Source organism: Pseudomonas chlororaphis subsp. chlororaphis (assembly GCF_003945765.1).
Taxonomy (GTDB): Bacteria; Pseudomonadota; Gammaproteobacteria; order Pseudomonadales; family Pseudomonadaceae; genus Aquipseudomonas; species Aquipseudomonas chlororaphis.
This window is the reverse complement of sequence record NZ_CP027712.1, coordinates 2,187,164-2,199,929: the sequence shown is the minus strand read 5'-3', so window position 1 is coordinate 2,199,929 and position 12,766 is coordinate 2,187,164. Positions and strand designations below refer to the sequence as shown.

At 61.8% G+C, this 12,766-nt stretch carries 12 protein-coding genes; 4 read left to right on the top strand and 8 right to left on the bottom strand.

Annotated features, from left to right (window positions below; all coding sequences use genetic code 11):
* The first annotated feature begins 5 nt into the window (after nt 1-5).
* Nucleotides 6-569, top strand: a complete 564-nt coding sequence (locus C4K27_RS10020; protein ID WP_053260307.1) for a CsiV family protein — start codon at nt 6-8, stop codon at nt 567-569.
* An 11-nt stretch (nt 570-580) separates the two neighbouring features.
* Nucleotides 581-3,274, top strand: a complete 2,694-nt coding sequence (locus C4K27_RS10015; protein WP_053260306.1) for a DEAD/DEAH box helicase — start codon at nt 581-583, stop codon at nt 3,272-3,274.
* 105 nt (nt 3,275-3,379) lie between these two features.
* On the opposite strand, the gene C4K27_RS10010 is transcribed toward C4K27_RS10015, so the two are convergent.
* The 3 genes from C4K27_RS10010 to C4K27_RS10000 all read right to left on the bottom strand — a co-directional run bounded on the left by C4K27_RS10010 (nt 3,380) and on the right by C4K27_RS10000 (nt 6,045).
* Nucleotides 3,380-4,123: an S-methyl-5'-thioinosine phosphorylase gene (locus C4K27_RS10010; protein ID WP_053260305.1), complete on the bottom strand. Its 744-nt coding sequence runs from the start codon at nt 4,121-4,123 to the stop codon at nt 3,380-3,382.
* 11 nt (nt 4,124-4,134) lie between these two features.
* Nucleotides 4,135-5,133: a beta-N-acetylhexosaminidase gene (nagZ, locus tag C4K27_RS10005; protein WP_173613340.1), complete on the bottom strand. Its 999-nt coding sequence runs from the start codon at nt 5,131-5,133 to the stop codon at nt 4,135-4,137.
* A 204-nt stretch (nt 5,134-5,337) separates the two neighbouring features.
* Nucleotides 5,338-6,045: a TetR/AcrR family transcriptional regulator gene (locus C4K27_RS10000; RefSeq protein WP_007921300.1), complete on the bottom strand. Its 708-nt coding sequence runs from the start codon at nt 6,043-6,045 to the stop codon at nt 5,338-5,340.
* A gap of 252 nt (nt 6,046-6,297) precedes the next feature.
* Between C4K27_RS10000 and lexA the strand changes: the two genes are divergently transcribed.
* Together lexA and sulA are read left to right on the top strand one after the other, a co-directional pair.
* On the top strand, nt 6,298-6,906 hold the full coding sequence (gene lexA / locus C4K27_RS09995; RefSeq protein WP_007921301.1) for a transcriptional repressor LexA: 609 nt from the start codon (nt 6,298-6,300) through the stop codon (nt 6,904-6,906).
* Between the two features lie 10 nt (nt 6,907-6,916).
* Nucleotides 6,917-7,390, top strand: coding sequence for an SOS-induced cell division inhibitor SulA (gene sulA, locus C4K27_RS09990; RefSeq protein WP_007921302.1), 474 nt, complete (start codon nt 6,917-6,919; stop codon nt 7,388-7,390).
* 104 nt (nt 7,391-7,494) lie between these two features.
* Here sulA and C4K27_RS09985 read toward each other — a convergent pair whose 3' ends face one another.
* The 5 genes from C4K27_RS09985 to topA form a co-directional block, all read right to left on the bottom strand.
* Nucleotides 7,495-7,728, bottom strand: a complete 234-nt coding sequence (locus tag C4K27_RS09985) for a hypothetical protein (protein ID WP_009042980.1) — start codon at nt 7,726-7,728, stop codon at nt 7,495-7,497.
* A 110-nt stretch (nt 7,729-7,838) separates the two neighbouring features.
* Complete coding sequence (locus C4K27_RS09980; protein ID WP_007921304.1) at nt 7,839-8,393, bottom strand: LemA family protein; 555 nt, start codon at nt 8,391-8,393, stop codon at nt 7,839-7,841.
* Nucleotides 8,394-9,428 carry a hypothetical protein gene (locus C4K27_RS09975; RefSeq protein WP_053260303.1) on the bottom strand — a complete coding sequence of 345 codons (1,035 nt, stop codon included), beginning with the start codon at nt 9,426-9,428 and terminating at the stop codon, nt 8,394-8,396.
* Between the two features lie 51 nt (nt 9,429-9,479).
* Nucleotides 9,480-10,004, bottom strand: a complete 525-nt coding sequence (locus C4K27_RS09970) for a DUF6586 family protein (RefSeq protein WP_007921306.1) — start codon at nt 10,002-10,004, stop codon at nt 9,480-9,482.
* Nucleotides 10,005-10,146: 142 nt separating this feature from the next.
* The gene (gene topA, locus C4K27_RS09965; RefSeq protein WP_007921310.1) at nt 10,147-12,759 is read right to left on the bottom strand and encodes a type I DNA topoisomerase; all 2,613 of its coding nucleotides are present in this window, start codon (nt 12,757-12,759) and stop codon (nt 10,147-10,149) included.
* Between the last annotated feature and the right edge of the window lie 7 nt (nt 12,760-12,766).

Sequence of the window (12,766 nt, the reverse complement as noted above, 5' to 3'; positions counted from 1 at the left end):
GCCCCATGCGCCTGTTTCGCTCACTGACCTTGCTTCTGACCCTGGTCGCTCCCTCGGCGTTTGCCGACATGTATCAGGTCGAAATGATTCTGGTCCGGCAGAACGCGGTTCCCGCCATCGTCAGCCGCGCCGCCCCCGAAGACTGGGCCGCCGGCGCCCAACGCCCGGGCGCCGACAGCCAGCGCACCCCGGCGCTGGGTGGCGTGGTCGAGAAACTCGCCGCCAGCGGTGACTACAGCGTGCTGATGCACAAGGCCTGGCAACAGGCGCTGGACGAAAACCCGGTGAAAGTCGCGGTCAGCGAGGGCCAGGAACAGTTCGGCCAGTTCCCGATCGAGGGCACCCTGACCCTCAAGCTCGGGCGCTTCACCGATGTGGATGCGCAGTTCTGGGTCAACCGGATCGACAGCAACGGCCTGGTGACCGCCAGCGAACGCCTGAAACAGGAAAGCCACACCAAGAACGGCCAGCTCAACTACCTCGACAACGGCCACCTGGCCCTGCTGATCAAGATCACCTCGCTGTCGGCCCCCACGCCGCGCGAGGCGCCGCCTGAAATCGTGGACTGACAGAAGTCCCTATGCCCCCGACCCTGACCAAACCCCTGGCACCTTCCTGGGTCAGCCGATTCAAGGAACAAGCCCTGGAGCGTGGCCGCCGCTACGCCCTGGAGAACCGCGTCAGGATCGTCCAGGCCGGCGACAGCGTCATCACCGCCAGTTGCGAGGGTTCGGGGGGCAACGTCTATCGACAGACCATCAGCCTGCGCGAGTCGGCCAAGAACACCTTGCTGATGGTCGAAGCCTCCTGCACCTGCCCGGTGCGCAGTAATTGCAAACACATTGCCGCGGTGCTGCTGAAAATCGAGGAGACCCTGGCCTACCCGGCGGCGGCGAAAGACGCCGAGCTGCTGGAAAAACTCCAGGCCGTCCTGGAAAACCGCAGCCCCGCCCCGCTGCCGCAACAGATCGTCGACAATGTGCAACCGGTGCCCCGGTTGTGGCTGGCCAGTATCGAGTTCAGCGCCTTCGAACCGCGCAACGGCAAGATGCAGCGCTACATCCAGCACCGTGCCGCGCTGTCGTTCAGCTACCTGGAGGAATACGTCAGCGGGCAGAAAAACGCCGACGTGGTGATTCGCCAGGAACACCAGACCCTGCGCATCAAGCGCCAGCCGGAAGTCGAACAACGCTATCGCGAACAGCTGCGAGCGCTGGGTTTCAAGATTGCCACCCGGCAAAGCAAAGCCCTGCCGGAAAGCGCCGGCGAGCTGTATGAAATGGTCAATGACAGCGCCTGGCTGACCTTCACCCTCAACGAACTGCCCAAGCTGCGCACCCAGGGCTGGGAGCTGCAGATCGACGACGACTTCGGCTTCGACCTGACCGCCGTGGACGACTGGTACGCCACGGTGGACGAAGCGCCGGGGCGCGACTGGTTCGACCTGGAGCTGGGCATCATCGTCAACGGCGAGCGCCTGAGCCTGTTGCCGATCCTGCTCAACCTGATGCGCTCCCACACCGAGATCCTCAACCCGGAGCGCCTGGCCAGACGCCGCGACGACGAGCTGATCCTGGTGAACATTCCCGGGCGCCCCAACTCGCCCAACGGCCCCCTGCAAGTGGCCCTGCCCTATGGCCGGCTGAAGCCGGTGCTGGCCACCCTGGGCGAGTTCTATCTGCAGGAACCCGGCGAAACCACACTGCGCCTGAGCAGTGCCGACGCGACCCGCCTCAATCCGCTGGAAGACCTGCCCCTGCTCTGGGAAGGCGGCGAACACATCCGCTCCTTCGCCCAGCGGCTGCGCGACATCAAGGACTACTCGGCCCCCGCGCCGGCGGGCCTGAACGCCACGCTGCGCCCCTATCAGCTCGAAGGCCTGAGCTGGATGCAGTCCCTGCGCCAGCTGGAAGTCGGTGGCATCCTGGCCGACGACATGGGCCTGGGCAAAACCCTGCAGACCCTGGCCCATGTGCTCAGCGAAAAGAACGCCGGGCGCCTGGATCGGCCGTGCATGGTGGTGATGCCCACCAGCCTGATCCCCAACTGGCTCGACGAGGCGGCGCACTTCACGCCGCAACTCAAGGTCCTGGCCCTGTATGGCGCCGGCCGCCATAAGCACTTCGCCCGGCTGAACGACTACGACCTGATCCTGACCACCTACGCGTTGCTGCCCAAGGATGTCGAGCAACTCGCCGCCCTGCCCCTGCATGTCCTGGTGCTGGATGAGGCGCAATACATCAAGAACCCGTCGAGCAAGGCGGCCCAGGCCGCGCGTGCGCTCAATGCCCGGCAGCGCCTGTGCCTGAGCGGCACGCCGCTGGAGAATCACCTGGGCGAGCTGTGGTCGCTGTTCCATTTCCTGTTGCCCGGCTGGCTGGGGGACGTGAAGAGCTTCAATCGCGACTACCGCGTGCCGATTGAAAAGCACGCCAGCGAAGTGCGCCTGCAGCACCTCAATGGGCGGATCAAGCCCTTCCTGCTGCGCCGCACCAAGGAACAGGTGGCCACCGAACTGCCGCCCAAGACCGAGATCATCCATTGGGTGGAGCTCAATGAAGCCCAGCGCGATGTGTACGAAACCATGCGCCTGGCCATGGACAAGAAAGTCCGCGACGAGATCACCCGCAAGGGCGTGGCCCGCAGCCAGATCATCATTCTTGAAGCGTTGCTGAAACTGCGCCAGGTGTGCTGCGACCTGCGCCTGGTCAACGAAGACGCGGTGCCGGCGCGAGGCAGTTCCTCCGGCAAGCTCGACAGCCTGATGGAGATGCTCGAGGAACTGTTCGACGAGGGTCGGCGCATCCTGCTGTTCTCGCAATTCACCTCGATGCTGAGCCTGATCGAAGCCGAACTGAAGCGCCGCAATGTCGCCTACGCCCTGCTGACCGGACAGACTCGCGATCGCCGCACGCCGGTCAGGGACTTCCAGGGCGGCAAGTTGCAGATCTTCCTGATCAGCCTGAAAGCCGGCGGCGTCGGCCTCAACCTGACCGAAGCCGACACCGTGATCCATTACGACCCCTGGTGGAACCCGGCCACGGAAAACCAGGCCACCGACCGCGCCTATCGGATCGGCCAGGAGAAGCCGGTGTTCGTCTACAAGCTGATTGCCCGCGGCACGGTGGAAGAGAAAATCCAGCACCTGCAGCAGGAGAAGTCCGACCTGGCCGCGGGCGTGCTGGATGGGCGCAAGGCCGGGGATTGGAAGCTGCAGAGCGAAGACATCGAAGCCCTCTTCGCCCCGCTGCCCGACAAGAAAGGCGGACGCTGATCTGGAGCCGCTGGTGCAGCCTGCGATCGGCTGTGCAGCAGACGTAAATACCGTGGATTCAGGTTTTGCGAGCGCTACGCACTCGGCCGCAGCCTTCGGCAGCGGCTACAGGTTTGCCGTGAGGACCCGCGCCAGCGTCGCCTGCACCTTGCCCATGCCGTCCTCCAATGCCTGTTCGATCTCAGCCATGGTAATCACCGTCGCGGACTTGCCTGCCGCCGGGTTCACCACCAGCGCCAGGCAGGCGTAATCCAACTCCAACTCCCGGGCCAGCGCCGCTTCCGGCATGCCGGTCATGCCGACGATGTCGCAGCCGTCACGCTCCAGGCGGGCGATCTCCGCCACGGTTTCCAGGCGTGGCCCCTGGGTGCAGGCGTACACGCCCTGACTGCTGAATTCGCAGCCTTCGGCGGCCAGCGCGGCAATCAATTGCTGGCGCAGCGACTCGCTGTAGGGATAGCTGAAGTCGATGTGGGTGACCTGCTCCAGGTCGTCGGCAAAATAGGTGTGCTCACGACCGCTGGTGTAGTCGATCAGCTGATGCGGCACGCAGAAATGCCCGGAGCCCATCGCCGGATGAATGCCACCCACCGCGTTGACCGCCAGAATCGCCTCGGCGCCAGCCTGCTTCAGCGCCCAGAGATTGGCCCGATAGTTCACCTGATGCGGCGGGAAGCGATGGGGATGACCGTGACGCGCCAGAAACAGCACCTCGCGACCGGCGTATTCACCCTTCTGGATATCCGCCGACGGAGCGCCATAGGGCGTATCCAGGGGCAAGGATTGGTGAATGCTCAAGCCTTCGAGCCGGGTCAGGCCGGTACCGCCGATAATCGCGTAAACCGTCATCGCAAAAGCCCTTAATCGATCAGTTGGGCATCTTTGAGCGCGCCGAGCGCCGTCAGCCAACGCGGATCCTGACGATAGTCGGTGCAGGCAAACGCCTGGCCACGCATCCGCGCAATACGCGCCGACGGCGTCACTTTCAGACGCTGGGCCGCGCTCAGGGCCAGCTCGGCCGCCGCCCGGTCGTTGCACACCAGGCCCATGTCGCAACCGGCCGACAGCGCCGCTTCGATCCGGCTCGCGGCATCGCCCACCACATGGGCACCGGCCATCGACAGATCGTCACTGAAGATGACACCGTCGAACTGCAATTCACCACGCAGGATCTCCTGCAACCAACGGCGGGAGAACCCGGCTGGCTGGGCATCGACCTGAGGATAGATGACGTGGGCCGGCATCACCGCCGCCAGCTGCTTGCTCAGGCGCGCGAAAGGCACCAGGTCCTTGGCGCGAATCTCGTCGAGGCTGCGCTCGTCATTGGGGATCGCCACGTGGGAGTCCGCCTCGGCCCAGCCGTGCCCGGGAAAATGCTTGCCCGTGGCCGCCATGCCGGCGCTGTTCATGCCACGGATAAAGGCGCCTGCCAGCAAGGCGGCGCGCTCGGGGTCGCCCTCGAAGGAACGGGTGCCCACCACGGCGCTGCGCTGATGATCGAGGTCCAGCACCGGCGCGAAGCTCAGGTCCAGGCCGACGGCCAGCACTTCGGTGGCCATGATCCAGCCGCACTGCTCGGCCAGGTACTCGGCATTCGGATTGTCGGCGATGGCGCGCATGGCCGGCAGCCGCGCGAAGCCCTGGCGCAGGCGTTGCACGCGACCGCCCTCCTGGTCCACCGCCAGCAGCAGGTCCGGGCGAATCGCCCGGATGGACGCGCTCAACTCACGCACCTGCCGCGGATGCTCGATATTGCGGGCAAAGATGATCAGCCCACCCACTTCGGGCTGGCGCAGGAGTTGGCGATCTTCAGCCGTCAGCCAGGTACCGGCGACATCCACCATCAAGGAGCCTTGCAGGCCTGTGGTCATAGCAATTCCTTAGTAACGAAGTGCGCGCACGGCACCGCAAAGGGTGCTGGCGTGGCGCGGACGCACGAATCCATTGCCGGCGGCAAGGCCCGGCAAGCGACGATCGGCGAAAGGTGTAAAGAGAGGTAGGAAACGAGAGTTGGCATGGGCGGCTAGCTTAGCGGATGTAAGCTGCCGCGCCCACCCGGACGGTCAGGCCTTGGCGACCGCCGGAGTCGATTTGCTGCGCGGCTTGAGCTGCGCCGTGGCCATGGCATCGTCGGTGACACCGGTTTCGGCGCGCATGCCGGCCGCAAGGAATGGCACCATCAGGCGCATTACCTGCTCGATCGAGGTATTGACCCCGAAGTCGGTCTCGGCAATCGCACGCAAGGCCTTGATCCCCGACATGCTGAACGCCGCCGCCCCCAGCATGAAGTGCACACGCCAGAACAGTTCGATCGGTGGAATACGTGGAGCGGCTTCATTGACCAGCAGCATGTAGCGGCGGAACACCTTGCCGTACATGTCTTCCAGATAACGTCGCAGGTGCCCCTGGCTCTGGCTGAAGGCCAGGCCCAGAAGGCGCATGAAAATGGACAGGTCGTTGCCGCTGCGAGGCTGAACCACCAGGGCCTGCTCGACGAGGATTTCCAGCAGCTCTTCGAGGCTTGGCTTGCTGTCCGGCTTGGCCGAACGCCGCTCCAGCTCACGGTCGAGGCTAACGCAGAACGGCCCGAGGAAGCGCGAGAACACCGCCTGGATCAGGGCCTTTTTGGAACCGAAATGATAATTCACCGCCGCCAGGTTGACCCCGGCCTTGCTGGTGATCAGCCGCAATGAGGTTTCGGCAAAACCTTTTTCCGCGAACAACTGCTCGGCAGCATCGAGAATGCGTTCAACGGTTTCCGACTGGGCCATGGCTACTCCGCCTGACAAACACTTGTTTGAAACATACGTTTCAGCCCCAGCCTTGTCAAGCCTGCCTGTCCGTTTTGCGGCCGGTCAGTCAGCTATTTAATCATACCTGCCGCCTCCTGTAGCCAGCCACGCGACACCAGGCATGCGCAGCGGCGACCCGACCGTCCAGCGGCGATTGGAAAAAGGAGGATTGCCAAGCGGCATTCACTGTATATAATTCCAGTCACTGTATAAAAAGACAGAGCGATCGACATGCTAAAACTGACGCCACGCCAAGCTGAGATTCTGGCTTTTATCAAACGTTGCCTCGAAGACAACGGCTACCCACCGACCCGCGCGGAAATCGCCCAGGAACTGGGTTTCAAGTCGCCCAACGCCGCTGAAGAACACCTCAAGGCGCTGGCCCGCAAGGGCGCGATCGAAATGACTCCAGGCGCCTCCCGCGGCATTCGCATCCCGGGGTTCGAAGCCAAGCCCGACGACTCCAGCCTGCCCATCATCGGCCGGGTTGCCGCCGGTGCTCCAATTCTCGCCGAGCAGCACATCGAAGAGTCCTGCAACATCAATCCGGCCTTCTTCCATCCACGTGCCGACTACCTGCTGCGAGTTCACGGCATGAGCATGAAGGACATCGGCATCTTCGACGGCGACCTGCTGGCCGTGCATACCACTCGCGAGGCCCGCAACGGCCAGGTCGTCGTCGCCCGCATTGGCGACGAAGTCACCGTGAAACGCTTCAAGCGCGAAGGCAGCAAAGTCTGGCTGATTGCCGAAAACCCTGAGTTCGCCCCTATCGAAGTCAACCTGAAAGATCAGGACCTGGTGATCGAAGGCTTGAGTGTCGGCGTCATTCGCCGCTAAAGGAGGCTGTATGCAGTTCCCTCACACACCACAGCATGCACAACTGCCACTGTTCGAAGCGTTCATGGCCCAACCCCTGGCGCCTATCCTCAAAGAGGTCGTCGAATCGCCCTGGAGCAACGAACCGGAAGCCTTCAGTGAACTGTCGTTACGCGGTGCCGCCGGGAATTGCCTGAGCCTGCTGGCGCCCATCCTCAGGGAACTGAGCCAGGACCAGGATGCGCGCTGGCTGACATTGATTGCCCCACCGGCCAGCCTGACCCAGGCCTGGTTGCGCGATGCCGGCCTGAACCGCGAACGAATTCTGCTGCTGCACCCGCGCGGCGCCCAAAGCGCGCAACAACTGGCTTGCGAGGCGCTGCGCCTGGGACGCAGCCACACCGTTGTCAGCTGGCTCAACCCGTTGAACAGCAGCGCCCGTCAACAGCTCATCAGCGCAGCCCGCACGGGCGACGCACAAAGCCTGAATATTCGTCTGGGCTGACCGCTAGAAGCGTCGATGGACACGCTTGAATGACACAAGGCTTCTCCAGGATTGAGAAGCCGGAAGGAGGCGACGAACGACAGCAAAAAAACCGACAAACGGACTCAGTGAAGAATCCGTGGCCCCTCTTCTTTCTCCAATTCGCCTTCAACCAGGCGACCCGCCATCTGCACACCCACGCTCAACATGGCCTTGGCCACCTCGACATGCTGGCCTTGCAAGAAGGCTTTGGCATCCTCTGAAAAGTCCAGAGTGACCAGAGAACCCTCGTCCTCGGCCCTGCGCAGCTCGATACGACCGTCTGGCAATTCGACAATTTCTAGAAAGGACGTTGGCATAAAGGTCTGTTCTCCACGAAAGGCCGGGATTATATCAGTCATCACCCCGACCTCGCGCGGGCCCAAACGGTTTTCTTTATTGGCCTGGCGTTACAAACAGGCATTTGCCATCAGAAATTCGGCTTGTAATCAAAACTCGCGGCGGCTTCCTTATCGGAAAACGGCGTAATAGCCTGCTTCTTGTTGATGACCGCGTTGACCATCGAACTGGGGAACATCTGGATGCAGTTATTGAACTCCTCGACGGTCCGGTTGAAGACCGTAACGGCGGCTGCAATGTTCGCCTGCTGTTCGACGATTTCCTTCATCAACCCACTGACGATTCCCGCCGCCTTGAGTTCCGGATAGGCCTCAAAGGCCATGTTCAGCCCCCCCACCAGTTCCCTAGTGGCCATCTGCGTCGACTTCAGCGCCTCCCCACTGGCCGCCTCAGGCAACCTTCCGAGGGCCGAACGCAGGCCCACCACTTTCTCCAGCACGTTGCTTTCATAGATCTTGAAGCTGGAAGCCTGTTCCTCCAGGGCATCCAGCACCTTGATCTTCTGCCGCTCATACACAAGCACATCGGCCCATGCGCGCTGAGCGCGGTTCCCTGCGCCGACAATCTTGTTGTAGTAATACCAGAGGAGCCAGGCCACCAGTATCGCTGTAAGAAGGATGATCATTTACTGCTCCATGTCCTGCGTTCTTTTCTTCGGTAGATTGAAATTGTCGTCATGCAACTCGGCAAACTGGTGCAACAGCTCCAGCACCAGTCTCAGGCGCGGCATCGTCGCCCCCTGCATCAAGCCGGCATGAAAGGCGACCGGCTCCGCAAGGCTTACCGCCGAGGTAGCGATGCCGACCACATCATCATTGTTGAAGCTCACGCATAGGCGGCTCTGGGAGGAAAACTCGAAACTGACGTCTTTCAGCTCCTTGGCGATCTGCAGCAGCTTGAGTACGGTGACCGGCGTGGCGAAAGTCGCGCAGGCCATCTCCGTCGCGCCAGTCAGGGTGAAGGCAGAATTGAATTCCCGGGTCGTGGTCTTGTAGAGATGCTCGCGATCCATGGCTCGATGCTTGTCACCACGAACGGCAACCTCGGCCGCCCAGGGAAAGTCGAACACCAGGCTATAGCGGTCATATCCAACATAGCGGGTTCTGGTTTCCCTTCGAGAACCGCCCTTGCCATCGGAAACCGATACTTCGTAGGTTTCCATATCGACGTAATGCAGATGGTGGAAAGCGTAAGGCAGATCGTGCACCGCACCGTTATAAACGCCCAGCAGCGTGTTCTTGAGCTCACGGGAATAGTTACCCCGACGATAGTGCGCAAACTCATTCATCATCACAGCCAGAGTGACCCCCCCCGAAGCCGACGCATCATCTACGCCAGCGCTGAGCAGAGCCGCTTTGCGAATGATCTTCTGCGATAGCGCCTTCACCACATCCGGATGAATGAAGTGGTTGGCGCCGCGCCGGCGCATCAGGTAGATCCCGGGAATCAGCAACGGCCAGACCAGTATTCCGGCAATGCACAGGCACCAGGCCAGTTTTTTTGAGTTGGGATCTGAACGACTAAGGACAATAGGTTCGGGAAAATCGCGAATCTGCTCCACCGCCTTGAGCAGATCCCGGGACGAAGCGGCCGCGTCCGCCAGACGATCGACACGATCGAACAGCGCAGGCAGTGCATTCGTCTCTGTAGCTGAAGCCATTACTCATCCTTGAATGATTGGTCGTACTCGAAGATATCCGCTAGCGGCGGCTCAACACTCATTCAGGCCGTCACGGAAGCGAATCGCCAAAGCCTTGAGGTTCTGACGCCATTGCTCCAGCTCTTCCCGGCTCAGCTGCGGTGCCTGCTCTTCTTCATCGAGGTTCACTGCGACAATCAACGGCTGGGTGACATCGCCCTTGGGTTTATGCGGCACCCGCGGTGGCTGGAACATCGCCGAATGGGCGGCCAGCAGCTTCGCCAGCCAGGTCTCCGGGTTATGGGCCAGTTCCACCAGCTCGGCCAGCTCGGGGATGGCGATGCTTTCCAGCACCTCACGGGTCAACAGCAGCTCCGCGCGGGGCGCATTGGCCTGTGGGAGGCGATAGAAGCCGGCGATTTCATGGCACAAGCCAAGCAGCGCACCGTACAGGTGAAACAACACCGACTCTCGTCCCGCCTGCACCAGCGCCTGAGCATTCATTGCCCCGCCCGCTTCGGCTCGCGCCAAGGCTTCCAGCGACAGGCCGGCGAAATAAATTTTCTGGTTGGTACGGGTATAGAGTTCGTGGGCCATGACGGCAATCTCCACAACGAATAGATACAGCAGGCTGGCCTTACAGTGTCATGGAACACTCCAGCCCACCGCAAGCCCAAAAGAAAGGCCGCGTACCCTTGAGAGGTTTACGCGGCCTTTTCAGAAGCGTCCGATGCGGACCTTAACGCTTGTCTTCGACCTTCCAGCTACCACCGTCGTAGAACGCGCGCCAACCAGTCGGCTTGCCGTCGACTTCGGTCTGCACGTACTGCTCCTTGGTCTTGCGGCTATAGCGGATCACCGCCGGGCGACCGTCCGGGTCCTTCTTCGGCGCTTCGCAGAGGAAGTGATACTTCGGATCGATCTCGTCCTTGTGCGGGATCAGCTCGAGCACCAGCGGTGCGCGGGTTTCACGGTTTTTCGGGAACTGGCTGGCCGCCAGGAACAGACCCGATGCCCCATCGCGCAGGATGTAGGTGTCGTTGACCTTCTCGCATTTCAGCTCAGGCATCTTCACCGGATCCATCTTCGGTGGCGCCGCGTCACCGCTCTTGAGCAGCTTGCGGGTGTTCTTGCAGGTCGGGTTGGTGCACCCGAAGAACTTGCCGAAACGTCCGGTCTTGAGCTGCATCTCGCTGCCGCACTTGTCGCATTCCAGGCTCGGACCTTCGTAGCCCTTGATGCGATAGCTGCCCTCTTCGATCTCGTAGCCCGCGCAATCCGGGTTGTTACCGCAGATGTGCAGCTTGCGTTTCTCGTCCAGCAGATAAGCGTCCATCGCCGTGCTGCAGATCGGGCAACGGTGCTTGCCGCGCAGTACCAGCGACTCGGATTCACCCTCGTCGTCCGCGGCGATCTCGTCGCCCGGCACCAGGTTGACGGTAGCCTTGCAGCGTTCTTTCGGCGGCAGGCTGTAACCCGAACAACCGAGGAATACACCGGTGGACGCGGTACGAATCTGCATCGGACGACCACAGGTGAGGCACGGGATATCGGTCATCACCGGCTGGTTGGCGCGCATGCCGCTGTCGCTGCCTTCGGCCACTTCGAGCTTCTTCTTGAAGTCACCGTAGAACTCGTCGAGGACGTTTTTCCAGTCGCGCTCGCCCTGGGCCACGTCATCGAGGTGCTCTTCCATACCGGCGGTGAAGCCGTAGTCCATCAGGTTGGAGAAGCTCTCGGACAGACGCTCGGTGACGATGTCGCCCATCTTTTCCGAATAGAAACGACGATTGTGCAACGCCACGTAGCCGCGATCCTGGATGGTGGAAATGATCGCCGCGTAGGTCGAAGGACGACCGATGCCACGTTTTTCCATTTCCTTGACCAGGCTGGCTTCGGAGTAACGCGCCGGCGGCTTGGTGAAGTGCTGGCTCGGATCGAGCTTGATCAGTTTCAGCACATCGCCCTGCGCCATGTCCGGCAGGACATCGTCGTCGCCCGGCTTGCTCATCTGCGGCATGACCCGGGTGTAACCGTCGAACTTGAGGATGCGGCCCTTGGCACGCAGCTCGAAGCCGCCAGCGGCGACGCTGACGGTGGTCGACAGGTATTGCGCCGGCAGCATCTGGCAGGCCACGAACTGGCGCCAGATCAGCTCGTAGAGGCGCTCGGCGTCACGCTCCATGCCCGACAGCTTGCTTGGATGGGTGTTCACGTCGGACGGACGAATCGCTTCGTGCGCCTCCTGGGCCCCTTCCTTGCTGCTGTAGAAGTTCGGCGAGGACGGCAGGTATTTGTTGCCGAACTCTTCTTCGATATAGGTCCGCGCCATCGTCAGGGCATCAGCCGAGAGGTTGGTCGAGTCGGTACGCATATAGGTGATGTAGCCGGCTTCATACAGACGCTGGGCCATCATCATGGTTTTCTTCACCCCGAAGCCCAGGCGGTTGCTCGCGGCCTGTTGCAGGGTGGAAGTAATGAAGGGGGCCGACGGTTTGCTGCTGGTCGGTTTGTCTTCACGCTTGGCGATGGTGTAGGTCGACGCCTTGAGCTTCTCCAGCGCCGCCATGGCCTGGGCTTCGTTCAGCGGCTTGAAGGCCTCGCCGTTTTCCCGGGCCACTTCGAAGCGCACATTGGCGCCCTTGGCGGTGCCGAGGTCGGCATGAACTTCCCAGTACTCTTCAGGGATGAAGGCACGAATTTCGCGCTCACGCTCCACCACCAGCTTCACCGCCACCGATTGCACGCGACCGGCAGACAGGCCACGGGCGATTTTCGCCCACAGCAACGGCGAAACCATGTAACCCACCACGCGGTCGAGGAAACGACGCGCCTGCTGAGCGTTGACCCGATCGATATCCAGCTCGCCCGGCTGGGAGAAGGCTTCCTGGATCGCCTTCTTGGTGATTTCGTTGAACACCACGCGCTTGTAGCGGCTGTCATCCCCACCAATGGCTTCCCGCAGGTGCCAGGCAATGGCCTCCCCTTCGCGGTCCAAGTCCGTTGCGAGATAGATGGTGTCAGCATCCTTGGCGAGCCGGCGCAGCTCTTCGATGACTTTTTCCTTGCCTGGAAGGATCTCGTACTTGGCTTTCCAGCCGTGGTCCGGATCGACTCCCATGCGCGAGACCAGCTGCTTGCGCGCCTTCTCCTTGGCCGACAGCGCCGGTGCTTCACCAGCAGCCGCCTTGCCACGCTTGGCGGCAGGCTCTTTGGCGGCGCTCGCCGAACCACTGGTGGGCAGGTCTCGGATATGGCCGATACTCGACTTCACCACGTATTGGTTACCCAAGTACTTGTTGATGGTCTTGGCCTTAGCCGGGGATTCCACAATGACCAGCGATTTGCCCATGGATCGG